This window comes from Sphingobacterium sp. Ag1 (assembly GCF_000988325.1).
Classification (GTDB): Bacteria; Bacteroidota; Bacteroidia; order Sphingobacteriales; family Sphingobacteriaceae; genus Sphingobacterium.
In genome coordinates this window covers 265,480-287,697 of the sequence record NZ_LBGU01000042.1, presented here as the reverse complement: position 1 = coordinate 287,697, position 22,218 = coordinate 265,480, and the positions used below count along the sequence as shown (strand labels likewise).

Annotated in this window: 34 protein-coding genes; 2 read left to right on the top strand and 32 right to left on the bottom strand. The window is 38.8% G+C overall.

What is annotated here, in order from left to right; genetic code table 11:
• Position 1: 1 nt before the first annotated feature.
• Positions 2-1,132, bottom strand: a complete 1,131-nt coding sequence (locus tag AAW12_RS17330; RefSeq protein ID WP_046674898.1) for a glycosyltransferase — start codon at positions 1,130-1,132, stop codon at positions 2-4.
• Positions 1,116-2,090: a lysylphosphatidylglycerol synthase domain-containing protein gene (locus AAW12_RS17325; protein ID WP_046674897.1), complete on the bottom strand. Its 975-nt coding sequence runs from the start codon at positions 2,088-2,090 to the stop codon at positions 1,116-1,118. The genes AAW12_RS17330 and AAW12_RS17325 overlap by 17 nt, the downstream gene beginning before the upstream one ends.
• Before the next feature lie 100 nt (positions 2,091-2,190).
• Between AAW12_RS17325 and ruvC the strand changes: the two genes are divergently transcribed.
• Complete coding sequence (ruvC, locus tag AAW12_RS17320; protein ID WP_046674896.1) at positions 2,191-2,757, top strand: crossover junction endodeoxyribonuclease RuvC; 567 nt, start codon at positions 2,191-2,193, stop codon at positions 2,755-2,757.
• On the opposite strand, the gene AAW12_RS17315 is transcribed toward ruvC, so the two are convergent.
• On the bottom strand, positions 2,758-3,804 hold the full coding sequence (locus AAW12_RS17315; protein ID WP_046674895.1) for a hypothetical protein: 1,047 nt from the start codon (positions 3,802-3,804) through the stop codon (positions 2,758-2,760).
• 388 nt (positions 3,805-4,192) lie between these two features.
• Here AAW12_RS17315 and AAW12_RS17310 point away from each other — a divergent pair, with 388 nt between their 5' ends.
• Positions 4,193-4,666: an Lrp/AsnC ligand binding domain-containing protein gene (locus AAW12_RS17310; protein ID WP_046674894.1), complete on the top strand. Its 474-nt coding sequence runs from the start codon at positions 4,193-4,195 to the stop codon at positions 4,664-4,666.
• Between the two features lie 34 nt (positions 4,667-4,700).
• Here AAW12_RS17310 and AAW12_RS17305 read toward each other — a convergent pair whose 3' ends face one another.
• The 29 genes from AAW12_RS17305 to rplV form a co-directional block, all read right to left on the bottom strand.
• A complete protein-coding gene (locus tag AAW12_RS17305) occupies positions 4,701-5,765 on the bottom strand; it encodes a M20 family metallo-hydrolase (RefSeq protein WP_046674893.1) in 1,065 nt (354 codons plus the stop codon).
• The gene (proC, locus tag AAW12_RS17300; protein ID WP_046674892.1) at positions 5,755-6,561 is read right to left on the bottom strand and encodes a pyrroline-5-carboxylate reductase; all 807 of its coding nucleotides are present in this window, start codon (positions 6,559-6,561) and stop codon (positions 5,755-5,757) included. Before proC ends, AAW12_RS17305 begins: the two co-directional genes overlap by 11 nt.
• A gap of 27 nt (positions 6,562-6,588) precedes the next feature.
• Positions 6,589-7,386 (bottom strand): acetylglutamate kinase, encoded by a 798-nt coding sequence (gene argB, locus AAW12_RS17295; RefSeq protein ID WP_046674891.1) that lies wholly within the window; start codon positions 7,384-7,386, stop codon positions 6,589-6,591.
• A gap of 51 nt (positions 7,387-7,437) precedes the next feature.
• The gene (locus AAW12_RS17290) at positions 7,438-8,400 is read right to left on the bottom strand and encodes an acetylornithine carbamoyltransferase (RefSeq protein WP_046674890.1); all 963 of its coding nucleotides are present in this window, start codon (positions 8,398-8,400) and stop codon (positions 7,438-7,440) included.
• Positions 8,401-8,538: 138 nt separating this feature from the next.
• The gene (locus AAW12_RS17285; RefSeq protein ID WP_046674889.1) at positions 8,539-9,684 is read right to left on the bottom strand and encodes an aspartate aminotransferase family protein; all 1,146 of its coding nucleotides are present in this window, start codon (positions 9,682-9,684) and stop codon (positions 8,539-8,541) included.
• Positions 9,685-9,842: 158 nt separating this feature from the next.
• Positions 9,843-10,346, bottom strand: coding sequence for a 50S ribosomal protein L17 (rplQ, locus tag AAW12_RS17280; protein WP_046674888.1), 504 nt, complete (start codon positions 10,344-10,346; stop codon positions 9,843-9,845).
• Positions 10,347-10,454: 108 nt separating this feature from the next.
• On the bottom strand, positions 10,455-11,447 hold the full coding sequence (locus AAW12_RS17275; protein WP_046674887.1) for a DNA-directed RNA polymerase subunit alpha: 993 nt from the start codon (positions 11,445-11,447) through the stop codon (positions 10,455-10,457).
• Between the two features lie 96 nt (positions 11,448-11,543).
• A complete protein-coding gene (gene rpsD / locus AAW12_RS17270; RefSeq protein WP_046674886.1) occupies positions 11,544-12,152 on the bottom strand; it encodes a 30S ribosomal protein S4 in 609 nt (202 codons plus the stop codon).
• A 60-nt stretch (positions 12,153-12,212) separates the two neighbouring features.
• Positions 12,213-12,602, bottom strand: coding sequence for a 30S ribosomal protein S11 (rpsK, locus tag AAW12_RS17265; RefSeq protein ID WP_046674885.1), 390 nt, complete (start codon positions 12,600-12,602; stop codon positions 12,213-12,215).
• Between the two features lie 10 nt (positions 12,603-12,612).
• Entirely contained in the window at positions 12,613-12,990 is a 378-nt protein-coding gene (rpsM, locus tag AAW12_RS17260) for a 30S ribosomal protein S13 (RefSeq protein ID WP_046674884.1), read from the bottom strand.
• A gap of 30 nt (positions 12,991-13,020) precedes the next feature.
• The gene (ykgO, locus tag AAW12_RS26080; protein WP_013665024.1) at positions 13,021-13,137 is read right to left on the bottom strand and encodes a type B 50S ribosomal protein L36; all 117 of its coding nucleotides are present in this window, start codon (positions 13,135-13,137) and stop codon (positions 13,021-13,023) included.
• Between the two features lie 45 nt (positions 13,138-13,182).
• Positions 13,183-13,401: a translation initiation factor IF-1 gene (gene infA, locus AAW12_RS17255; protein WP_002997456.1), complete on the bottom strand. Its 219-nt coding sequence runs from the start codon at positions 13,399-13,401 to the stop codon at positions 13,183-13,185.
• A gap of 74 nt (positions 13,402-13,475) precedes the next feature.
• Positions 13,476-14,258 carry a type I methionyl aminopeptidase gene (gene map / locus AAW12_RS17250; RefSeq protein ID WP_046674883.1) on the bottom strand — a complete coding sequence of 261 codons (783 nt, stop codon included), beginning with the start codon at positions 14,256-14,258 and terminating at the stop codon, positions 13,476-13,478.
• Between the two features lie 9 nt (positions 14,259-14,267).
• Positions 14,268-15,605, bottom strand: coding sequence for a preprotein translocase subunit SecY (gene secY / locus AAW12_RS17245; protein ID WP_046674882.1), 1,338 nt, complete (start codon positions 15,603-15,605; stop codon positions 14,268-14,270).
• A 3-nt stretch (positions 15,606-15,608) separates the two neighbouring features.
• Positions 15,609-16,055 (bottom strand): 50S ribosomal protein L15, encoded by a 447-nt coding sequence (gene rplO / locus AAW12_RS17240; RefSeq protein WP_046674881.1) that lies wholly within the window; start codon positions 16,053-16,055, stop codon positions 15,609-15,611.
• 119 nt (positions 16,056-16,174) lie between these two features.
• Positions 16,175-16,354: a 50S ribosomal protein L30 gene (gene rpmD, locus AAW12_RS17235; RefSeq protein ID WP_046674880.1), complete on the bottom strand. Its 180-nt coding sequence runs from the start codon at positions 16,352-16,354 to the stop codon at positions 16,175-16,177.
• Positions 16,355-16,359: 5 nt separating this feature from the next.
• Complete coding sequence (gene rpsE, locus AAW12_RS17230) at positions 16,360-16,878, bottom strand: 30S ribosomal protein S5 (protein ID WP_046674879.1); 519 nt, start codon at positions 16,876-16,878, stop codon at positions 16,360-16,362.
• A 12-nt stretch (positions 16,879-16,890) separates the two neighbouring features.
• Positions 16,891-17,253: a 50S ribosomal protein L18 gene (gene rplR / locus AAW12_RS17225; protein WP_172462327.1), complete on the bottom strand. Its 363-nt coding sequence runs from the start codon at positions 17,251-17,253 to the stop codon at positions 16,891-16,893.
• The gene (rplF, locus tag AAW12_RS17220) at positions 17,250-17,804 is read right to left on the bottom strand and encodes a 50S ribosomal protein L6 (RefSeq protein ID WP_046674877.1); all 555 of its coding nucleotides are present in this window, start codon (positions 17,802-17,804) and stop codon (positions 17,250-17,252) included. The genes rplR and rplF overlap by 4 nt, the downstream gene beginning before the upstream one ends.
• Positions 17,805-17,825: 21 nt before the next feature.
• Complete coding sequence (rpsH, locus tag AAW12_RS17215; protein WP_223584601.1) at positions 17,826-18,227, bottom strand: 30S ribosomal protein S8; 402 nt, start codon at positions 18,225-18,227, stop codon at positions 17,826-17,828.
• Positions 18,228-18,363: 136 nt separating this feature from the next.
• The gene (rpsN, locus tag AAW12_RS17210; RefSeq protein ID WP_028071569.1) at positions 18,364-18,633 is read right to left on the bottom strand and encodes a 30S ribosomal protein S14; all 270 of its coding nucleotides are present in this window, start codon (positions 18,631-18,633) and stop codon (positions 18,364-18,366) included.
• Entirely contained in the window at positions 18,626-19,195 is a 570-nt protein-coding gene (gene rplE, locus AAW12_RS17205; protein ID WP_046674875.1) for a 50S ribosomal protein L5, read from the bottom strand. The genes rpsN and rplE overlap by 8 nt, the downstream gene beginning before the upstream one ends.
• Positions 19,195-19,539, bottom strand: a complete 345-nt coding sequence (gene rplX, locus AAW12_RS17200) for a 50S ribosomal protein L24 (RefSeq protein ID WP_046674874.1) — start codon at positions 19,537-19,539, stop codon at positions 19,195-19,197. Before rplX ends, rplE begins: the two co-directional genes overlap by 1 nt.
• 2 nt (positions 19,540-19,541) lie before the next feature.
• Positions 19,542-19,910, bottom strand: a complete 369-nt coding sequence (gene rplN / locus AAW12_RS17195; RefSeq protein ID WP_046674873.1) for a 50S ribosomal protein L14 — start codon at positions 19,908-19,910, stop codon at positions 19,542-19,544.
• 1 nt (position 19,911) lies between these two features.
• Positions 19,912-20,166 (bottom strand): 30S ribosomal protein S17, encoded by a 255-nt coding sequence (gene rpsQ, locus AAW12_RS17190; protein WP_046674872.1) that lies wholly within the window; start codon positions 20,164-20,166, stop codon positions 19,912-19,914.
• 14 nt (positions 20,167-20,180) lie between these two features.
• Positions 20,181-20,399 carry a 50S ribosomal protein L29 gene (rpmC, locus tag AAW12_RS17185; RefSeq protein ID WP_046674871.1) on the bottom strand — a complete coding sequence of 73 codons (219 nt, stop codon included), beginning with the start codon at positions 20,397-20,399 and terminating at the stop codon, positions 20,181-20,183.
• 92 nt (positions 20,400-20,491) lie between these two features.
• On the bottom strand, positions 20,492-20,914 hold the full coding sequence (rplP, locus tag AAW12_RS17180; RefSeq protein ID WP_046674870.1) for a 50S ribosomal protein L16: 423 nt from the start codon (positions 20,912-20,914) through the stop codon (positions 20,492-20,494).
• Between the two features lie 59 nt (positions 20,915-20,973).
• On the bottom strand, positions 20,974-21,768 hold the full coding sequence (rpsC, locus tag AAW12_RS17175; RefSeq protein ID WP_046674869.1) for a 30S ribosomal protein S3: 795 nt from the start codon (positions 21,766-21,768) through the stop codon (positions 20,974-20,976).
• An 11-nt stretch (positions 21,769-21,779) separates the two neighbouring features.
• Positions 21,780-22,214, bottom strand: coding sequence for a 50S ribosomal protein L22 (rplV, locus tag AAW12_RS17170; RefSeq protein ID WP_046674868.1), 435 nt, complete (start codon positions 22,212-22,214; stop codon positions 21,780-21,782).
• Between the last annotated feature and the right edge of the window lie 4 nt (positions 22,215-22,218).

Genomic DNA, 22,218 nt, shown 5'->3' with positions numbered 1-22,218 from the left:
GCTACTTGACCTGCCTTCCTTTCCAGTCATACTTCCCAACATTACCCAATATGCCGATATAAGCTAGATAAAGGATATGAGCCAGGCTTAATAAAGGAAGATACCATAAGAGTTCATTTCTGCTTGCGAACCTGGTTAAAGGTTGAATAAAAAGAAATTCGACAGTCATCTTCAATAACAACGCGAACAGTACTACCCAAGCAACAAATTTCACACCACAGAGCGCAAGAACTGCAGCAACCAATATCAATAAGTTGAAAAACCAAATGGAAATCCCCAATGCGATGACACCTTTATTTTTATATTTGGTACTTTTTGAAGCCCAGCGTCTACGCTGACTAATGAATGATTTCAAATCTGGTTTTGCATCTGTATAAACAACGGCATCTTGTGATTTACAAAAGGTTATACGATCGGGATATTGTTCTGCTACCTTATGTAAAAAAAGTTCATCATCTCCGGATGCAAGCTCATCAATCCCTTTAAATCCGCCCATTTGTTTAAAAATATCCTTTCGATAGGCCAAATTCGCACCATTACATGTCGTTGGTTTTTTATTACCAATACCTGCAGCACCCAAACCTATCAAATACAAAAATTCCAAGGTCTGCAGTCGTTCAAAAAAACTCTTTTCTTCTGAATACACTACTGGAGAAGATTGTAGATAGGCACCTTCTTTCTCAAATGTACTGATAACTGTCGTTAGCCAGTTCGACCCCATGCGGCAGTCTGCATCTGTAGTGATAATAATTTCGCCATGACAGCAATCTATCGCTCTTGAAATCGCTAATTTCTTGTAGGAATTCAAACGGCCATTTTCGTTCAATTGAATCAGCTTGACACCTTTTTCTTCATATTCTTTCACAATCAAAGACGTACTATCGTCCGAATGGTCATCGATAATAATTAACTCCAGGAGCTCTCTAGGATAATTTTGCCCTAGTATCGATTCAATGGTGCGCCTAATATTTAACTCCTCATTCCGCGCTGCGATAATGACAGATACGGTCATTGTTGGCCTAACAGTATTGTTAGGCTCCGAAAGCAAGAACCAGCCTCTGCGCATCCATAAAACTAGAATTACATATACGCAGGCAAAAATGATCAATAAATAGTTAAGAATTTGTATCACCGAAAAAATTTATCTTAAAAACAAAAATAGAACCAAATATAGCTGGAAGAATCAAATTGACGAACCAAATGCAGGAAACAATAGCCATTACAGCAATTTCCTGTGTGGTAATATAACTATATAGATTGCTTGCAACGAAACTTCTAACACTGAAATCAAAAATATCCAATGTAGGTAGCGCTGCCTGCACAAAAAACAGGATAAAAATCATCAGAACCATGGATAAAAGCGGTAACTCAGGTAGCGTTAGCTTCATCAAGATGATATACTGAGAAGTAAAAATGACAAATCGCGCCAAAGAATTTAAAAGAACAATACGGAGCTCGCGCATTGAATAATGTTCCAATACTTCAAAGAAAGGCTTAATCCGTTTCAAAAACTTAATTCTGCCGACCAATAAATCGATCCATTTTACATTGAAATATAAGATGACAAATCCTCCGGCATAAATAATTGCAAGTAGCCATACACCAAATTGTACGGTTAAAGGAGTTGAGAGAAATTTACAGATAAACCAAGCGATACTTAATGATCCCGCAACGCTTGTGAGCACCAATTGTGCAAACAATCCAACGCCCATCGCCACGGCTCCTTTTGCGCGATGTTGAGGCTGTAAAAAAAGAACGCGTCCACCATACTCTCCAATCCTATTGGGAGTAAAAATAGCCCAGGTAAGTCCGCAAAAAACGGATTGGAAGGCCCGCCAAAATGAAATACGCTCCAGTTTAGAGGCAAGATACTGCCATTTAACGACTTCAAGCAACCAATTTACAAGCATTAACACCACGATCAGAACCAGGGTCCAAACAACAGAATGTTGTTCTAAACCTGCTACTAGGGTTTTAAACTTCTCAATATTACTTTTATCAGATACTTTCACGGCAATATACCAGGTCGCCAGAGCGAAAACCAATATCTTCAATAAAAGACTGATGTATTTTTTTTGTCTTCCTGTCAACTTTCGATAATTAGAGAGCAATGTTACTAAATTTTAGCCAAATGATTAAGTTTTGTCGAATGCAATCCGCGAATAAAACGCAAAATTTGTAATATTGTATATGCAGAAGGAAAAGGCGAAAGAAAGAATAATTTTAGGGATCGACCCCGGTACCGTTGTGCTCGGATATGGTATCATCAAAGAAGTCGGCAATAACATATCCTTGATCTCAATGGGGGTCATCAAAATGGGACATTTAGACGATCATGCCCTAAAACTACAACGTATTTTCAAAAAAACTTCGGCTTTAATGCAGGAATATAATCCCGACTGCGTAGCCCTTGAATCACCATTTTATGGCAAAAACATACAGGTCATGCTCAAATTAGGACGAGCGCAAGGTGTTGCGATGGCGGCGGCATTAGCACAAGATATTCCAATCTTCGAATATTCTCCAAGAAAGATAAAACAATCCGTTACAGGAAATGGAAATGCGACAAAGGAGCAGGTTTCCGCTATGCTAAAAAATCTATTAAAATTTGAGGAAACACCACAATTTTTAGATGCCACCGACGGATTGGCAATTGCTGTCTGCCACTCGTTTCAGAAAAACGCAGTATCAGGCAACAGTAAATCGTACACGGGATGGTCCGCCTTTATCAAAGACAACAAGGATCGAATCAAGTAATTACATTTGAACCTGACGAATCACATTCTTCACATTCAATTCCACAATATCCGTCATCGTTTTACACTTGAGATAAGAGTTGTTCTGATAAAATTCAGCATAGCCCTCACGTAACTGTTTGATATTCTCTTGGGTCGAGAGCACCTGCGTTTGCGAGGCATCCCTCAGATCAGCGATCCGATGTCTTTCGCTCCGAACTCTATGCACAATAGAGGAACGCTCCTCTTGTTGGTATTGCAGTACTGTTTTTTCATTGAGATGTTCCATCGCTAGTTTGACATAGGGAAGATTCTCCTTAAAAAATTGCGGCATATATACCTTCGGATTTCCCTCATAAAACTGCTGGTCAAAATCTATTGCCCGAATTCGAAACTGGAAATCATCAAAATCTGGTGTAATCTGCATCACGAAATTGTATGCCCGCATATCCCCCAACAACGTAATAATACATCGCTCATTAAACTTGACAAATTCCTTAGAAATCCGGGTCAGATTATAATCAGGCGAGAACATACGTGTTTTCGAAAAAGTGTCTCCTGGAATTCCAACAATATGTTCCTCAACCAAGGTATCATGGTCTACCATATAATTCACCTGATTGGGCGACAATATTTCTTCCAACTCCAGTCCATATATTCTTGATGCATCGGCCTGCTTGATGTAAAAATAATCATACACATCATTTAAACGGTTCACGATACGAATACGAAAGGGTTTCGTATTGCCAAAGCCGCAGTACTCGACACGATCAATATATTTGTGCTGGACGATTCGCGTATTACCTGATGCTTTCAATTTAGCATAAATCACCTTCAACCCGTCATACAATTGGTCAATAAGATATTGCGGATACAGTGGAGTCTCCCAAAAAGTATCGTTGCCAAATTTATCCATAACAGGCACTGTCTCCGTAAAATTCAATAGATCCTTATATCCTATAGGCAACTTTTCGTCTCGCTGATACAGCTTAAGGTATTTATGAAGTCCTTCCCCTACTTCAAAAATCGGCTTCTTTTTCGAAATCTTTACATCTTGAACTTCTTCCATCGCTATTCCGTATTTGATTTTTCGTTTACTCAAACATCACACGGTTGGCTACATTTTTAACCTATCAACCGCTAAATACGAACTGATTAGATTGTTAATAGGCCAACTGCATTTCCTACTTCTAAAAAAGGCAATACTAAATTAATTTATCATAATTCTGATATCAAACATGAAAACAATCACTTAACCTATAATAAGATCACCATGAAACAATTATAATCACTTTCAATCAAAAACATATAACATTATCAATATGAATAAGTATTTTTTATTAAATTTACATCTATAAACCGAAAATTCTTAGTAATTTTGAAATAAATTTAATTATTTTAGCTATTGGTCCGATTTTGATGCAACGGCCAATTAATGAACACAAAAACCATTGTTAATGGAAAATCAATATGCAAACTATGATCTAGACAATTTGGATATCCAAATCTTGTCTATTCTAATGAACGATGCCTCTATTCCTTATACAGAAATAGCAAAAAAGCTAATTGTATCAGGTGGTACAATTCACGTTAGAATGAAGAAGATGGAAGAATTAGGTATCATTAGAGGGTCAAATCTAATTATCAATCCTCAAAAAGTCGGATTTGATATCACCGCCTTTTTGGGTATCTATCTTGAAAAAGGTTCACAATATGCAGATGCGGTAGATAAATTGAAAGAAATCAAAGAAGTGGTCGAATTACATTATTGTACTGGCCAATACAGTATTTTTGCAAAAATCATCTGTAGAGATACAGTTCACCTCAGAAAAGTATTGAATGAAGACATTCAATCCGTACCTGGGATTCAACGTACCGAGACGATCATCTCTCTCGAGGAGAGTATCAAACGTCAAATCAGCTTAGTCTAGTATAAAAAAGCTTCCATAAAAATGGAAGCTTTTTTTATACTATCTTTTCCAACATGGCGATATAGAGATCAATCCCTGCTCTAATTTCATCAATATAGATAAACTCATCCGCCATATGCGACCGCGCACTATCACCTGGCCCCAACTTAAGGGAAGGGACAGGAATAAGAGCCTGATCACTCATTGTCGGCGATCCATATACCTTACGCCCCAGTGCAACACCTGCTTTGACAATTGGATGCGTTTCAGGAATAGAAGAAGACTTCAGACGCGTCGATCTCGCTGTGACCTCTGATTTTACATGAGACTTGATAATATCCAACGTCTCTTCATTCGAATAAGCATCTGTGGTTCTGACATCGACAACAAAGTTACAAGTAGCCGGCACCACATTATGTTGCGATCCCGCCTGAATTACTGTCACCGACATCTTAATGGGACCTAAGGTTGACGAAGTCCTTTCAAATGTATAATTTTGAAACCATTCAATATCCTTGATCGCTTTGTAGATTGCATTATCGCCCTCATTACGTGCGGCATGTCCAGCCGTCCCTAATGCTGTACAATCCAACACCATCAGTCCCTTTTCTGCAATTGCCAAATCCAATAATGTAGGTTCACCCACAATTGCAAAATCAATTGAACCGATATCATCCAAAACAGATTCTACACCGTTCTTACCTGAGATCTCTTCTTCGGCACTAGCGACAAGACAGAAATTATACTTCAAGTCCGTCTGCTGGTAAAAATACAAAAACGTGGCGATCAGTGAAACCAAACAGCCTCCAGCATCATTGCTCCCCAATCCGTACAATTTACCTTCCTCTACAGTCGCCGCCAAAGGATCTCTTGTATAACCTGTATTTGGTTTTACTGTATCGTGATGGGAGTTGAGTAATATCGTAGGTTTGGTGCTATCATAATGAGCGTTATATACCCAGACATTATTACCTTTTCGATGTGTTTTGATGTCACGCTCCTGAAAGAAGCGATCAATTAAATCCGCTGTGAACTCTTCCTCTTTACTTAAAGACGACAGTCCAATTAATTGTTTTAAAAGGGCCAGAGCATCTTCAAATAAGCCCTGTTTATCCTTCATGGTATAGTCCTCCTGCTTTATCCGCAGACAGTTTAATTCCTTTTATAAAAGCAGAACTAAAACCATTATGTTCCATTTCGTTCAGTCCCGCTATTGTACAGCCCTTTGGTGATGTTACCTTATCAATCTCTCCTTCTGGATGAGCATTGGTATGCAATAACAAATCAGCAGCGCCTTTTGCAGTTTGAACCGCCATCTTTAATGCATCATGCGCATGAAACCCGATTTCAACCCCACCTTGTGAAGCAGCACGGATCGCACGTAGAAAGAATGCGATACCGCAAGCACACAATGCCGTCGCCGATGTCATTAGGTCCTCATTAATAACAACGACTGAACCAACAGTTTCAAACATTTTCTCAACGTCCTTCAAACTGTCGTCTGAAGCATTGTCGCTGGCGATACACGTCATTGATTGCGCTATTGCAATTGCCGTATTGGGCATTGCTCGTATCACTGTGGCATCTGCACCCAACTCTGCTTTTAAATCGGCACAAGAAACTCCCGACACAATAGAGACAAAAATCTGATTGGTCTTTTCAATTACAGGAGCCACTTCCACCAATACCTTTTTTAGTTGTTGAGGTAAGATTGCGAAAACAACAATATCAGCCCCCTTTACAGCGAGCTTATTATCATTACTTATTGAGAAGCCTTGGCGCGCCTCTTCGGCCAGTGCATTCAAATTTCTCCTCGTCAAGGTAATATCGGAAGCATGGGCAAATTCACTTTTTACAAGTCCTTTTGCCAAGGAAAGACCGATATTACCGCTTCCGATAATGGTGACCTTTTTCATAGCGATCGTTGGGTTTAGGTTAGATTTTTATTTTAATGTCAAGCAAGTGCCAAATTGTCCTTGTTGAAACAAATGCAAATTATTAGCATTTCCAATATAGACCTCTTGAACACCTTTATTTATAGCATTGAATGCATTTTGCAACTTAGGGATCATCCCGTCGTTCACTACGCCGGATTCCTTAAGATGTTCAAACTCTTCTGACTTAATCGTTGGGATTACCGAATTCTCATCTGTTACATCCCGTAAAACGCCGTTCTTCTCGAAACAATAAACCAAAGAAGTTTCATATAATGAAGCCAAAGACACCGCCAATGAAGAAGCTATTGTATCCGCGTTGGTATTGAGCAATTGTCCAAGGCCATTATGTGTAATAGCTGAAAACACAGGAACAAAACCTGCTTCCAAAAACTTTTTGATGGCCAAGGTATTTACAGAGTCATGTAACAAATCACCTACAAAACCATAATCGATGTCCTTTACAGGACGCTTTATCGCTTTAATGACATCCCCATCAGCTCCGGTTAATCCGACAGCGTCGCATTTCAAGTTTTGCAACTTAGCGACGATTGTCTTGTTTGTCAATCCGGCGTATACCATTGTTACAATGCGTAACATTTCCTCATTTGTCACACGGCGCCCTTCAACCATTTGGGCTTCAATGCCCAGTTCACTAGCCAAACGAGTTGCAATTTTACCCCCGCCATGTACAAGAATCTTTTTCCCCGATAATGCGGAGAACTTTTCTAAAAAAGAATCCAATTGGCGTTCATCATCAATAATATTCCCGCCAATTTTAATAATATTTAATACACTATTAGCCATTACGCAACTTTTCCCAATAAAAATAGTTTTTCAAAAATCAATAGGATTGTACTATACCAAATCCTCTAACATACGTTTCAAAACAACCTGAGCAGCCCATACACGGTTGCTGGCTTCTTTAATCACGAGTGAGTTTGGCCCATCCAAAATTTCAGAAGATAGTTCGAGATCTCTTCGTACTGGCAAACAGTGCATGACTTTGGCATCGTTTGTCAGCTTGAGCTTTTTGTTATCCATCATCCAATCTTCATCAACACCATATACTTCGCCATATTCCTGATAAGAAGACCAGTTTTTCACATAGACAAAATCAGCATCTTTTAAACTTTCCTCGAGATTATTGGATATGGTTGCACCAGCTGTGAACTCTTCACTTAATTCATATCCCATAGGCTGAGCTATCGTAAAATCCACCAATCCCTCCTCTTGTGCTTTGCACATCCATTCCGCAAAAGAATTAGGCACTGCCTGAGGTAATGCCTTCACATGCGGAGCCCAAGCCAATACCACTTTCGGCTTTTCAATTTTCTTGTACTCAGTGATGGTAATTATATCTGTCAAACTCTGCAATGGATGGCGTGTTGCACTCTCCAAGGAAACAACGGGAACACCACAGTACTTAATGAATTTGTTGAACAGGTCCTCACTATAATCTTCTTCACGATCCTTCAATTTTGGAAAAGAACGTAGTCCCAAAATATCACAATACTCGCCCATAACAGCAGCGGCTTCACGAATATGTTCAACAGTTGTCCCGTTCATCACAACACCATCCTGTGTTTCAAGAGCCCAACCATCTTTATCCATATTCATAACCATCACATTCATGCCCAGATTCATCGCCGCTTTTTGTGTGCTCAAACGTGTACGTAAACTGGGATTCAAAAATACAAGTCCCAGCGTTTTGTGTTGACCAAGGTCCTGATTGTCATATGGTGCAGCTTTCAAATTTAACGCTTCTTGAACAACGTCCGCTACACTGGAAACATCCTTAACAGAGAAAAACTTTTTCATCTATATCTATTTATTCGAGTGCATCTTCAACGGCAATAAATAAGCGCGTCACACTCAGTATATATTTTAACTAATACAGCGCAATCAAATTTCAACAAGCTGAAACAGCCATTGGCCAATTTGACAGCCTTTAGGGGTTTACGCAACCGTTACGGCCTTTACATGCTCCTTTAATGCAGATAAAAACTGATCCGCATGCTCTTTCGTCATATTCAGGGCAGGTAATAAGCGAATCACAAATGGCTTAGCCTCTCCCGTAAAGATACGGTTCTTTAGTAAGAGATCTTTCTTCACATGCGCCAAAGATTCGGGCAGTTCTATACCGATCATTAATCCCCTGCCCCTAACTTCAATAATTTCCTCTATTTGCTTCAACTCATTGATAAGATAGGTGCCGACTTGTGCAGCATTTTCCATAAGCTGATCTTGTTGGATGACCTCCAAAACAGCCAAAGCTGCCGCACATGCAAGATGATTCCCCCCGAAGGTAGTACCCAAACTGCCGTAGGTAGCTTTAAATTTGGGCGATATGCTGATTGCTCCGATTGGAAATCCATTGCCCATACCTTTTGCCATGGTATAAATATCAGCTTCAACACCGGAATAATCCTGGGCGTAGAACAAGCCCGTTCTGCCGTAGCCACATTGTACTTCGTCTGCAATGAAAACTGCATTATATTGATCACAAAGAGACCGAATCAAACGAAGAAAAGAAACCGAAGCCTCCCTAATACCGCCAACTCCCTGAATGCTCTCTACAATAACGGATGAAATTTCCTCACCATAAGATGCGAAAGCGCTGGTTAAAGCCTCTTCATCATTAAAAGGAAGAAAAACAATGTTGTCCGTCTCGTTTACAGGAGCCACGATACTCGGATTGTCTGTTGCGGCAACAGCTAATGATGTGCGTCCATGAAATGCTTTTGAAAATGCAATAACCTTCTTTCTTTTGTTATAAAAGGAAGCTAATTTCAATGCATTTTCATTCGCTTCTGCACCCGAATTACAAAGAAATAAGTCATAATCAACCTTTCCCGACACTTCCCCCAACAATCGGGCAAGTTCACGCTGAATTGGAATTTCAACAGAATTAGAATAGAACCCAATGCGGTTCAATTGCTCTGTTATACGTTGTACATAATGTGGGTGCGTGTGTCCGATCGATATCACAGCATGACCACCATACAAGTCCAAGTAAGCATTTCCTTCGGCATCCCACACCGTTGATCCATTAGCTTTTACTATGTTAATGGGATTAATGGGATAAACATCAAATGGTTTCATCTTAATGAATTATAGATTGATAAACGAAATAGCTAGTAATAGAAAAAGCTATCAGATTTTAGCATTACAAATATATTAGTTATAACGGTAGGAATGGTCATAAAATAAAAAAAGTCCTCTTAAAAAGAGGACTTTTTTTATGCTAGATCAGAAGAGTACTATTCTCCGTCTACTTTTTCTTCACCTTCTACTTCAGCTTTAACTTCTGCAGGAGCTTCAGTTTCGGCAGCAGCAGCTTTCTTAGCACCACCACGACGACGCGTCGCTTTTTTCTCAGCAGCAGCAGCTTTTTTACCGTAGATTTCGTTGTAGTCAACTAGTTCGATGAAAGCCATTTCCGCGTTATCACCTAAACGGTTTTCCATTTTGATGATACGCGTATAACCACCTGGACGGTTAGCTACTTTTTCAGAAATTTCGCGGAATAAGATAGAAACTGCGTCTTTATCTTTCAAATAAGCGAATACTGTACGACGAGAGTGTGTTGTGTCGTTTTTAGATTTAGTAATCAAAGGCTCAACATACGTACGTAACGCTTTAGCTTTAGCCAAAGTAGTTGTAATACGTTTGTGTAGGATTAATGATGTTGCCATGTTAGCCAACATTGCTTTTCTATGGCTATCCGTACGGCCTAAGTGATTTACTTTTTTTCCGTGTCTCATTTTGATTTTATTATACTAACCGTACCGTTTTTGTATAGTTCAAATAGGTGATGTTCACCTATTCAGACAGCCAAAAGGAATTACGACTAGTGGTCGCTTAATAAATTATTATTCTTCGTCTAATTTGTATTTCGCCAAGTTCATTCCGAATGATAAACCTTTCGATTTAACCAACTCTTGGATTTCACTTAACGATTTTTTACCGAAGTTTCTGAATTTCAACATATCAGCTACGTCGTAAGTTACTAACTCAGCCAATGTGCGAATATCTGCAGCTTTCAAACAGTTCAATGCACGAACTGAAAGATCAAGATCTACTAATTCTGTTTTCAGAATCTTACGCATATGTAAGATTTCTTCATCAACAACTTTAGTTTCTTCTTTCGTTTGAGACTCAAGAAGCATATTCTCATCAGAGAATAGAATAAAGTGTTGAATTAAGATCTTAGCAGCTTCTTTCAAAGCTTCTTCGGGGTGAATTGAGCCATCAGTAGAGATATCCAACAACAATTTCTCGTAGTCAGTCTTTTGCTCTACACGGTAATTCTCAATGGTATATTTAACATTCTTGATCGGAGTAAAGATCGAATCGATTGCGATAACACCTACTGGAGCATCCACAACTTTATTCTCATCAGCATTTACGTATCCACGACCTTTGGCAATACTCAATTCCAATTCAATTGTCACTGAATTATCCATGTTACAGATTACCATGTCTGGGTTTAAGACCGTAAAGTTATTAGAGAATTTTGTGATATCACCAGCTAAGAATTGTTCTTGACCATTGATTACTACAAATACCTTTTCGTTGTCGCCAATCTCACCTGTTTTTTTGAAACGAATTTGTTTCAAGTTCAAGATAATTTCAGTTACGTCTTCAACAACACCTTTGATCGTTGAAAATTCGTGCGAAACGCCAGAAAACCTTATCGACGTAATTGCATATCCTTCTAAAGAGGACAATAGAATACGGCGCAAAGCATTACCAATGGTTACACCAAAACCAGGCTCCAATGGACGAAATTCAAACGTACCATCAAAATCCGTAGATTTTTGCATGATAACTTTATCCGGTCTTTGAAATGCTAAAATTGCCATTTATTTTCTTTTAATGTTTTATTTGTAATAATAATTGTAATACAATAGAAGATGCATACCCCAAAAATTGGACTATGCATTCTTCTATTTTATTTATTATTTAGAGTATAACTCAACGATTAAGTTCTCTTTAATGTTTTCAGGAATGTCAGCTCTTTCTGGATAGCTTAAGAAAGTACCTGTCAATTCTTTCGCATTCCACTCTAACCAAGAAAATTTATTTACAGTACGACCTGCAACTGAATTTGTGATGGCTTCAAGTGTTTGAGAACGTTCACGAACTGCTACAACGTCACCTGGACGCAAGCTATATGATGGAATGTTAACAACTTCGCCGTTAACAGTAACGTGTTTGTGGGATACCAACTGACGAGCAGCGGCACGAGAAGTAGCGATACCTAAACGGTAAACTACGTTATCCAAGCGAGCTTCTAACAATTTCAAGAAGATCTCACCTGTAATACCTTGTTTAGAGGCAGCTTTAACAAATAAGTTTGAGAACTGACGCTCCAATACACCGTAAGTGTATTTTGCTTTTTGCTTTTCTAACAACTGAATAGCATATTCAGATTGTTTACCTCTGCGTTTAGAAGCTCCATGTTGTCCAGGAGGGTAATTTTTCTTTTCTAACGCTTTATCTGGGCCGAAGATCGGCTCTCTAAATTTACGGGCAATTTTGGACTTAGGTCCTGTATATCTAGCCATTTTCTTTTACAATTAAAGTATCTATCAGCCTATAGCCGATGAATCTTATCTTTAAATTAATTAAACTCTTCTGCGTTTTGGAGGACGACAACCGTTGTGAGGAAGTGGAGTGATATCTTTGATAGTAGTCACATCGATTCCTACTGTTTGCAATGTTCTGATTGCCGATTCACGACCAGCACCAGGTCCTTTAACAAACACTTCAACTTTACGTAAACCCAAATCGTGAGCAACTTTTCCACAGTCTTGTGCAGCCTGACCAGCAGCATATGGCGTGTTCTTTTTAGAACCACGGAAACCCATTTTACCAGCACTAGACCAAGAAATAGTTTGACCTTGATTATTCGTCAAAGTTACAATGATATTGTTAAACGTTGCGTTAATGTGAGCCTGACCTACAGGTTCGATAACAACGATACGCTTTTTTGCAGCTTTTTTAGTTTTAGCCATTTCTTATTTATTATTTAGTAGCTTTTTTCTTGTTTGCAACTGTCTTACGTTTACCTTTACGAGTACGTGAGTTGTTTTTAGTACGTTGACCACGAACTGGTAAGTGTTTACGGTGACGCAATCCACGGTAACAACCGATATCCATTAAACGTTTGATGTTTAATTGAATTTCAGAACGCAATGCACCTTCAACTTTCAATTCGTCGTTAATGATGGTACGAATTGCTGCCAATTGCTCATCATTCCACTCTTGTACCTTCACATCTTCGCTGATACCAGCTTTTTCCAAGATATATTCAGCTCTTGTACGACCGATACCAAAAATATAGGTAAGGCCGATCACACCTCTTTTGTTTTTAGGTAAATCAATACCTGCTATCCTTGCCATATAATATTAAGCTATTATTTTTTTAATGAATTAACCCTGACGTTGTTTAAACTTTGGGTTCTTTTTGTTGATTACAAAAACTTTACCTTTACGACGGATGATCTTACAGTCCGCGCTACGTTTTTTTATTGATGCTCTTACTTTCATGATATTTATTTTTTCAAAAGCTTGCGCTAATACAAGGACTTACGGCTATTTATAGCGATAAGTAATCCTTCCTTTAGTCAAATCATACGGAGACATTTCCAATTTAACTTTATCACCAGGTAAAATTTTGATATAGTGCATGCGCATTTTACCAGAAATATGGGCAATGATTTCATGTCCATTTTCCAACTCTACCCTAAACATAGCATTAGAAAGTGCCTCTCTAATTATACCGTCTTGTTCTATTGAGGCTTGTTTAGCCATATATTCTCGATTAAATTTAATTTAAAAGCCTGCGAACAGGAGTGCAAAGATAAATAAAAATAATTGAAAACCAACTACTTTTTGTTCAAAACTTTCTCTACATGTTCGAATGTCAGCAACACATCTGGTTCTCCTTTTCGGATTGCAACCATCTGTTCGAAGTGCGCCGATAATTTCCCATCCACTGTACTTACTGTCCAACCATCATCCCAAAAACGAACACCCGCACGCCCTGCATTGATCATCGGTTCGATACAAATAACCAAACCTTCTTCCAATTTAGGACCAGCACCTCGTTTTCCATAATTGGGAACCTCAGGTTTTTCATGTAAGTGATAACCAACTCCGTGTCCAACCAGTTCACGAACAATTCCGAATCCGAATTTGCTCACATACTCCTGAACAGCTGAAGAAATATCCCCAACACGTTTACCAGCCACCGCCTGTTCAACACCTTTGTACAATGATTCCTTTGTTACATCCAATAACAACTGTGCTTCTTCAGATATTTCACCTACACCAAAGGTGTATGCTGAATCACTGATAAAACCGTTCAGATTGACACCACCATCGACCGAAACAAGATCTCCATCTTTAATTTCATAATCACTAGGAAAGCCGTGTACAATTTGATCGTTGACAGATATACACAAAGAATATGGAAATCCTTGATAATTTAAGAACGCAGGCGTACCGCCATTATCATGAATATACTCATAAGCTAATTTATCAAGAGATATAGTCTTTACCCCAGGTTTAATCACTTTTGCGATTTCACCAAGCAATTGCGAAAGCACATCTGCTGACTTTCGCAATTGCTCTATATCTTCTGCTGACTTATAAAATACTTTAGACATCTAAAGAAATTAAATTGCCGAATGATCCATTCCCTCAACAGACGCGGCCGAACGACCTTTAATACGACCTGTTTTCATTAACCCATCGTAATGACGCATCAATAAATGAGATTCGATCTGTTGCAAAGTATCCAACACCACACCTACTAAAATCAATAATGACGTACCACCGTAGAAGTGCGCAAATTGATTATTAATACCAAACAAACTTGCAATAGCAGGTAGAATAGCAATGATCGCTAAGAAAATTGCACCTGGAAATGTAATATTTGATATTACGCGGTCTATAAAATTACTAGTTTCCAATCCCGGTTTAATACCTGGTACAAAACCTCCGTTCTTCTTCATGTCGTCCGACATCTGTTGTGGGTTCACCATAATCGCTGTATAGAAAAACGTAAATGCGATAATTAACACCGCAAATGTGACGTTGTATGCTACAGAAGTATAGTTACTCAACGAAGTCAAAAATTCCGACTGAAGATTTGGGAAGAACTGTCCTAAACTCATTGGCACAAACATGATTGCCTGTGCAAAAATGATAGGCATTACACCTGCAGCATTTACCTTTAACGGTATATACTGACGTACTCCACCGACTTGCTTGTTTCCAACGATTTTCTTCGCGTATTGTACAGGGATCTTACGAACACCTTGTACGATCAAGATCGTAAAGATCACAACAAAGAACAAAGCCACAAATTCAAGCAACAATGGAATTGGACCACCACCACCTTTCGCCATTCTAGAAACCCATTCCGCAGTGATACCACTTGGCAATTGAGCGATAATACCAGTCATGATGATCAAAGAAATACCATTACCGATACCTTTATCCGTAATTTTCTCTCCTAACCACATCACAAATAAAGTACCGCCTGTCAAAACTATAGCAGTTAGAATAGTGAATAATGGGTCAGCTATTGTCTTAGCACTTGGCTCGATTTGAGTACGTACATAAGCAAAAGCTTGAAGCAAAGTAATCCCTAAAGTTAAATAGCGAGTAATTTGATTCATTTTTTGACGACCACTTTCCCCCTCCTTCTGCATCTTTTGGAAGTAAGGAACCGCGATGCCCAGCAATTGAACAACAATGGATGCCGAGATATATGGCATTACCCCTAAAGCAAAGATAGCCGAACGAGAGAATGATCCCCCCGCAAACATATCCAGTAAGCCCAATAAACCCTCTTTTTGACCAGAAGCCAAAGCATGAGGATTTACACCTGGTAATACCACGTGACATCCAATACGGTAAATCAAAAGAAAAAGTAAGGTATTTAGAATACGCGTACGTAAATCATCGATTTTCCAAATATTGGTTAAGGTTGTGATTAGTTTCTTCATTTATTAAATTTTAACGATAGAACCGCCTGCAGCTTCAATAGCTTTTTGAGCAGAAGCAGTAAACGCGTGCGCTGTTACTTCAACTTTAGCTTTCAACTCACCGCGACCCAAGATTTTAACTTTGTCATTTTTAGACACTAAACCATGAGCTTTCAATGCGTCGAAATCTACAGCTGTTAAATTGTATTTCTCGATCAACGCTTGTAAAGTATCTAAGTTTACACCATTATACTCAACACGGTTGATGTTTTTGAAACCAAATTTAGGCACACGACGTTGCAAAGGCATTTGACCACCTTCGAAACCGATTTTCGTAGAGTGACCTGAACGAGAACCAGCACCTTTGTGACCACGTGTTGAAGTACCACCACGACCAGAACCAGTACCACGGCCAATACGTTTGCTACTTTTTACTGCACCTTTTGCAGGTTTTAAATTACTTAAGTTCATTTTTAAACTAAATTGTGCTAGCCCTTCGCTCTCACTAAACAGGTACTAGCGATTAAAAAATAATGATTATTAATAACAAGTAATGGAAGAAGCCCAAAGACCTCTTCCATATGCTAATATTAAATAGTTTCGATAGCTACTAAATGGTTTACTTTACGTACCATTCCAATAATTGATGGAGTAGCTTCAACTTCTACTGAGTGGTTGATTCTTTTCAAACCCAATGCCTCAATAGTTTTCTTTTGGCGCTCGCTTCTGTCGATAACGCTCTTTATCTGGGTGATTTTGATTTTTGCCATGATAATTAACCGTTAAATACTTTATTTAAATCGACACCGCGGTGTTGTGCTACTGTATATGCATCACGCATGTTTGCTAAAGCTGTTACAGTTGCTTTGACCACGTTGTGTGGGTTAGACGAACCTAATGACTTAGCCAATACGTCTTTGATACCAGCAGACTCCAATACTGCACGCATTGCACCACCGGCTAAAACTCCCGTACCTGCAATTGCTGGTTTAACCAAAACTGAACCACCAGAATATTTACCATATTGCTCGTGCGGAACAGTACCTTTGATAATAGGAACTTTTACCAAATTTTTCTTTGCGTCATCGATACCTTTCGTGATTGCTTCAGTTACCTCTTTAGCTTTACCTAAACCGTAACCAACGATACCGTTTTCATCACCTACTACAACAATTGCAGAGAAGCTGAAAGTACGACCACCTTTAGTAACTTTAGCTACACGTTGGATACTTACTAAGCGATCTTTTAATTCAATTTCGCTTGATTTTACTCTTTTTATATTGCTTAATGCCATTTCTTTCTATGATTAAAAGTCTAAACCGCCTTCGCGAGCACCTTCAGCCAAAGATTTGATACGGCCATGGTATAAGTACCCATTACGGTCAAAAACTACTTTATTAATACCTGCTGCTAATGCTTTTTCAGCCACCAATTTACCTACAGCTTTAGATTGATCAACCTTGTTACCAGATGCAACAAACTCTTTTGACAAACTAGATGCAGCAACTAATGTTTTACCTGCATTGTCATCAATGATTTGCGCATAGATACCTTTGTTACTTCTAAAAACCGATAAACGTGGACGTTCAGACGTTCCAGCAAGGTTTTTTCTGATTCCTTTTTTGATTCTCTCTCTACGAGATGCTTTTTGTCCTGCCATGATTATTATTTTTTAGCTGATTTACCTGCTTTTCTTCTCAATACTTCACCTGCAAACTTGACACCTTTTCCTTTGTAAGGTTCTGGTTTACGGAAGCCACGGATTTTAGCCGCTACCTGACCGATCAATTGTTTGTCAGCACACTCTAAAGTGATTGTAGGGTTTTTACCTTTGTCAGCAGTAGTTGATACTTTAACCTCGTTTGGCAATACAAAAACAATCTGGTGAGAGAAACCTAAAGTTAACTCTAATACATTACCAGTACTTGAAGCACGGTAACCTACACCGACTAACTCTTGCGTAGTTTTGTAACCTTCAGTCACACCGTAAACCATGTTAGCCAACAGGGAACGGTATAGACCGTGTAATGCTTTGTGTTTCTTTTGATCAGTTGGACGTGTTACAACGATATTACCCTCTTCTTGAGCAATCGTGATGTCACGGTCAACTTGTTGTGTTAATTCGCCTTTAGGACCTTTTACTGAAACTAAGTTTTTGTCCGAAATAGTAACAGTTACCCCAGCAGGGATAGCGATAGGCGCTTTTCCAATTCTTGACATTTCTTTGTGCTTTTACCTAGATTAATAAACGTAACATAAAACTTCACCACCAACATTTTGAAGTCTAGCTTCCTTATCTGTCATTACACCTTTCGATGTTGACAAGATAGCAATACCTAAACCGTTCAAAACACGAGGCATAGTATCAACGCTTGCATACTTTCTTAAACCAGGTTTACTCACACGTGTCAACGTACGAATAGCCGGAATTTTGCTAATTGGATTATATTTCAATGCGATTTTGATCGTACCCTGTACGCCATTCTCATCGAATTTGTAATTAGCAATGTAACCTTTGTCAAAAAGAACTTTAGTGATCTCTTTTTTTAGGTTCGATGCAGGAATTTCAACAACCCTGTGGTTGGCCTTGATGGCATTCCTTACTCGTGTAAGGTAATCCGCAATTGGATCTGTAGTCATTATATATGAAAATTTGTGACAGCGGTTTCCCTCCCAACCATTGGTATGGGACCTTCTATCTGTTAAACAATTTTAAAATGCAAAAACCCCGGCAATCCTCAGTTGAATTGCCCGGGCAAAATTAAGTATTTTTTTTTAATTACCAAGAAGCTTTTTTCACCCCTGGGATTTTGCCATCTAAAGCCATCTCACGGAATGTTACACGAGAGATACCGAATTGACGCATATATCCTTTAGGACGGCCAGTCAATTTACAACGATTGTGTAAACGTACTGGAGAAGCATTTTTAGGCAATTTATCTAATGCAACGTAATCGCCAGCAGCTTTTAATTCTGCACGTTTTGCCGCATATTTAGCTACCAATTTAGCGCGTTTTACTTCGCGTGCTTTTAATCCTTCTTTAGCCATTGTTATTAGTATTTTGATTTTTAAATGGTAAACCGAATTGTTTCAACAATTCTAAAGCCTCAACATCATTTTGAGCAGAAGTCACGAAAGTGATGTCCATACCTTGGATCTTGTTGATTTTATCAATGTTGATCTCAGGGAAAATGATTTGCTCAGTGATACCTAAGTTATAGTTACCACGTCCGTCAAAGCCTTTATCGTTGATACCGCGGAAGTCACGAATACGTGGAAGCGATACTGCTACCAAACGATCCAAGAATTCAAACATATTGTTGTCACGCAAAGTAACACGTGCCCCTACAGGCATACCTTTACGTAATTTAAAGTTTGAAATATCTTTTTTCGATTTTGTAGCAACGGCTTGTTGACCTGTGATTAAAGTCAACTCAGCGATAGCGTTATCGATTAATTTTTTGTCAGCTGTTGCAGCTCCTACGCCTTGTGAAACAACGATTTTCTCAAGTTTAGGAACCTGCATAATACTTTTATACTGAAATTTTTCTTGAAGTGCTTTACGGATTTCCTCCGCATATTTCACTTTTAATCTTGGTACGTAAGTCATTATTTAATTTCCTCCCCTGATTTTTTAGCGTAACGAACTAATTTACCATCTGTATTTAACTTACGACCTACACGTGTAGTTGCACCTGTTTTAGGATCGATAACAGCTAAATTAGAGATGTGAATACCAGCTTCTTTCTCAATGATACCACCATTAGGATTAGCTGCACTTGGTTTAGTGTGTTTTTTTACGATGTTAGCGCCCTCAACGATAGCTCTATTTTTATCCACTAAAACAGTTAATACTTTTCCTTGAACACCTTTAGAGTTACCAGCGATAACTTTCACTAAATCACCTTTTTTAATTTTGATTTTGTGCGTAGTTGTTTTTGTTTTCTGTGCCATAATTATAAAACCTCCGGTGCTAATGATACAATTTTCATGAACTGTTTCTCACGCAACTCTCTAGCAACAGGGCCAAAGATACGTGTACCACGTGGTTCATCATTATTATTTAATAATACAGCTGCGTTATCATCGAAGCGGATGTATGAACCATCTTTACGACGGATTTCCTTTTTCGTTCTAACAACTACTGCTTTAGAAACGGAACCTTTTTTCACGTTTCCTGAAGGCATAGCGCTTTTCACCGATACAACAATCTTATCTCCGATTGATGCATAACGCTTACGCGTACCGCCCAATACACGGATTACTAAAACTTGTTTAGCACCGCTATTGTCAGCTACATTAAGTCTTGATTCTTGTTGTACCATGTTATTTAGCTCTTTCTATAATTTCTACTAATCTCCAGTTTTTTGTTTTACTCAGCGGACGAGTTTCCATAATTAATACCGTATCGCCGATACCGCAGGTATTAGTTTCGTCATGAGCTTTAAATTTAGTAGTTTTTTTAACGAACTTACCATAGATCGGGTGTTTCACTTTACGTTCCACTGATACCACGATAGACTTGTCCATCTTGTTGCTAACTACTAAGCCGATTCTTGTTTTTCTTAAATTTCTTTCCATTTCGACTTTAAATTTTACGCCTCAGAGGCTGTTTCATTTTTAGCTGCAGCTTTGCGTGCACTGATCTCTGTACTGATACGAGCGATAGTTTTGCGTGCTGCTTTGATCACGTTAGGGTTCTCAATAGCTGAAACAGCATGTGCAAATTTCAATTTTGTAAGGGCTGTTTTCTCTTCTACAAGACGAGCTTTTAAGTCCTCATTAGATAATTCTAAAATTTCTGAATTTTTCATGTTTTTTCAGTTGTTATTTGGGTTATCATCGCTTTATATATAGCGTTAGGGGTAACGGCCCTAACGCTTAAATGATGACATTACCAAGATTTTTATGCTTCAACGTAGTCTCTACGAATCACAAACTTAGTTTGAACCGGAAGTTTTTGAGCTGCAAGGCGTAAAGCTTCTTTGGCAATTTCCAAAGGCACACCTTCTGCTTCAAATAACATACGGCCTGGGCGTACTACTGCTACCCAGTATTCTGGAGCACCCTTACCTTTACCCATACGTACCTCTGCAGGTTTTTTCGTAACAGGTTTGTCAGGGAAAATACGAATCCAAACTTGACCTTCACGTTTCATATAACGTGTAACCGCAATACGAGCTGCCTCGATTTGACGACTAGTGATCCATGCTTGCTCCATTGTTTTGATACCGAAAGAACCGAAAGCTAACTCCGCTCCACGAGAAGCGTTACCTTTCATGCGGCCTTTCTGCATCTTTCTGAACTTCGTTCTTTTTGGCTGTAACATGTTCGTATACTTTTTAAATCTGCTTTTTCAGCAGGTTTTTGTTGTAATCTAAATAACTATTAATCTTTTTTCGGACCACGGTTGCTTCCACCACGGTTGTTTCCACCACGGTTGTTTCCACCGCGACCACCTTTGTTGTTACGGTTGTCACGACGTTCGCCACCACCTTCGTGGTTGCCACGTGATTTTACACCAGATGCTTGACCAATGTTTGGAGATAAGTCACGTTTACCGTAAACCTCACCTTTACAGATCCAAACTTTGATACCAATTTTACCGTATGTAGTCAATGCTTCAGCTAAAGCGTAGTCGATATCAGCACGCAATGTGTGTAAAGGAGTTCTTCCTTCTTTGTATTGTTCAGTACGCGCCATTTCAGCACCGCCTAAACGACCAGAACACATGATTTTGATACCTTCTGCACCCATACGCATGGTAGAAGCGATTGAAGTTTTCATTGCACGACGGAATGAAATACGCGCCTCTAATTGTTTAGCGACACCTTCAGCTACTAACTTAGCATCTAACTCAGGGCGTTTGATCTCGAAAATGTTGATTTGAACATCCTTTTTAGTCAGTTTTTTCAACTCTTCTTTGATCTTGTCAACTTCTTGACCACCTTTACCGATAACGATACCTGGACGAGCAGTGTGAATTGTAACAGTGATACGTTTTAAAGTTCTTTCGATAACAACTTTAGCTACACCACCTTTTGCAATACGAACAGAAAGATATTTTCTGATTTTTTCGTCTTCAACTAATTTATCGGAATAGTTTTTACCTCCGAACCAGTTAGAATCCCAACCTTTGATGATTCCTAATCTGCTACCTATTGGATTTGCTTTTTGTCCCATTTCTCAATAAATTAGTTTTGTTCAACGTTTAATTTGCTATCAACTACCAACGTAACGTGATTTGAACGTTTACGAACTCTGTATCCGCGACCTTGAGGAGCCGGACGCAATCTTTTCAATTGACGACCACCACCTACTGATACTTCTTTTACATATAGTTCGCTTTCTTCCACTGATTTACCTTCGTTTTTGGCTTCCCAGTTTTTGATTGCAGATAATAATAATTTTTCTACACGAGCAGCAGCTTCTTTACTTGAGTGTTTCAAAATGTAAATTGCATTTTCAACACGTTGACCGCGAATTAAGTCTACCACCAAACGCATCTTACGAGGCGAAGTCGGGCAGTTCAATAATTTGGCATCCGAAGCTCCTCCTTGTTGAGCTTTCTCTTGCTCTTTACGTTGTCTAATTAAGACAGACTTTTTAAGTTTTTTTGTTGCTTCCATTACC

Excerpts from the sequence above, each read along its gene's own strand:
- ruvC (WP_046674896.1), top strand. The coding sequence starts at position 2,191 with ATGCAGAAGGAAAAGGCGAAAGAAAGAATAATTTTAGGGATCGACCCC.
- AAW12_RS17315 (WP_046674895.1), bottom strand. The coding sequence starts at position 3,804 with ATGGAAGAAGTTCAAGATGTAAAGATTTCGAAAAAGAAGCCGATTTTT.
- AAW12_RS17310 (WP_046674894.1), top strand. The coding sequence starts at position 4,193 with ATGGAAAATCAATATGCAAACTATGATCTAGACAATTTGGATATCCAA.
- AAW12_RS17305 (WP_046674893.1), bottom strand. The coding sequence starts at position 5,765 with ATGAAGGATAAACAGGGCTTATTTGAAGATGCTCTGGCCCTTTTAAAA.
- proC (WP_046674892.1), bottom strand. The coding sequence starts at position 6,561 with ATGAAAAAGGTCACCATTATCGGAAGCGGTAATATCGGTCTTTCCTTG.
- argB (WP_046674891.1), bottom strand. The coding sequence starts at position 7,386 with ATGGCTAATAGTGTATTAAATATTATTAAAATTGGCGGGAATATTATT.
- AAW12_RS17290 (WP_046674890.1), bottom strand. The coding sequence starts at position 8,400 with ATGAAAAAGTTTTTCTCTGTTAAGGATGTTTCCAGTGTAGCGGACGTT.
- AAW12_RS17285 (WP_046674889.1), bottom strand. The coding sequence starts at position 9,684 with ATGAAACCATTTGATGTTTATCCCATTAATCCCATTAACATAGTAAAA.
- rplQ (WP_046674888.1), bottom strand. The coding sequence starts at position 10,346 with ATGAGACACGGAAAAAAAGTAAATCACTTAGGCCGTACGGATAGCCAT.
- AAW12_RS17275 (WP_046674887.1), bottom strand. The coding sequence starts at position 11,447 with ATGGCAATTTTAGCATTTCAAAGACCGGATAAAGTTATCATGCAAAAA.
- rpsD (WP_046674886.1), bottom strand. The coding sequence starts at position 12,152 with ATGGCTAGATATACAGGACCTAAGTCCAAAATTGCCCGTAAATTTAGA.
- rpsK (WP_046674885.1), bottom strand. The coding sequence starts at position 12,602 with ATGGCTAAAACTAAAAAAGCTGCAAAAAAGCGTATCGTTGTTATCGAA.
- rpsM (WP_046674884.1), bottom strand. The coding sequence starts at position 12,990 with ATGGCAAGGATAGCAGGTATTGATTTACCTAAAAACAAAAGAGGTGTG.
- ykgO (WP_013665024.1), bottom strand. The coding sequence starts at position 13,137 with ATGAAAGTAAGAGCATCAATAAAAAAACGTAGCGCGGACTGTAAGATC.
- infA (WP_002997456.1), bottom strand. The coding sequence starts at position 13,401 with ATGGCTAAACAAGCCTCAATAGAACAAGACGGTATAATTAGAGAGGCA.
- map (WP_046674883.1), bottom strand. The coding sequence starts at position 14,258 with ATGTCTAAAGTATTTTATAAGTCAGCAGAAGATATAGAGCAATTGCGA.
- secY (WP_046674882.1), bottom strand. The coding sequence starts at position 15,605 with ATGAAGAAACTAATCACAACCTTAACCAATATTTGGAAAATCGATGAT.
- rplO (WP_046674881.1), bottom strand. The coding sequence starts at position 16,055 with ATGAACTTAAGTAATTTAAAACCTGCAAAAGGTGCAGTAAAAAGTAGC.
- rpmD (WP_046674880.1), bottom strand. The coding sequence starts at position 16,354 with ATGGCAAAAATCAAAATCACCCAGATAAAGAGCGTTATCGACAGAAGC.
- rpsE (WP_046674879.1), bottom strand. The coding sequence starts at position 16,878 with ATGGCATTAAGCAATATAAAAAGAGTAAAATCAAGCGAAATTGAATTA.
- rplF (WP_046674877.1), bottom strand. The coding sequence starts at position 17,804 with ATGTCAAGAATTGGAAAAGCGCCTATCGCTATCCCTGCTGGGGTAACT.
- rpsN (WP_028071569.1), bottom strand. The coding sequence starts at position 18,633 with ATGGCTAAAGAAGGATTAAAAGCACGCGAAGTAAAACGCGCTAAATTG.
- rplE (WP_046674875.1), bottom strand. The coding sequence starts at position 19,195 with ATGACTTACGTACCAAGATTAAAAGTGAAATATGCGGAGGAAATCCGT.
- rplX (WP_046674874.1), bottom strand. The coding sequence starts at position 19,539 with ATGGCACAGAAAACAAAAACAACTACGCACAAAATCAAAATTAAAAAA.
- rplN (WP_046674873.1), bottom strand. The coding sequence starts at position 19,910 with ATGGTACAACAAGAATCAAGACTTAATGTAGCTGACAATAGCGGTGCT.
- rpsQ (WP_046674872.1), bottom strand. The coding sequence starts at position 20,166 with ATGGAAAGAAATTTAAGAAAAACAAGAATCGGCTTAGTAGTTAGCAAC.
- rpmC (WP_046674871.1), bottom strand. The coding sequence starts at position 20,399 with ATGAAAAATTCAGAAATTTTAGAATTATCTAATGAGGACTTAAAAGCT.
- rplP (WP_046674870.1), bottom strand. The coding sequence starts at position 20,914 with ATGTTACAGCCAAAAAGAACGAAGTTCAGAAAGATGCAGAAAGGCCGC.
- rpsC (WP_046674869.1), bottom strand. The coding sequence starts at position 21,768 with ATGGGACAAAAAGCAAATCCAATAGGTAGCAGATTAGGAATCATCAAA.
- rplV (WP_046674868.1), bottom strand. The coding sequence starts at position 22,214 with ATGGAAGCAACAAAAAAACTTAAAAAGTCTGTCTTAATTAGACAACGT.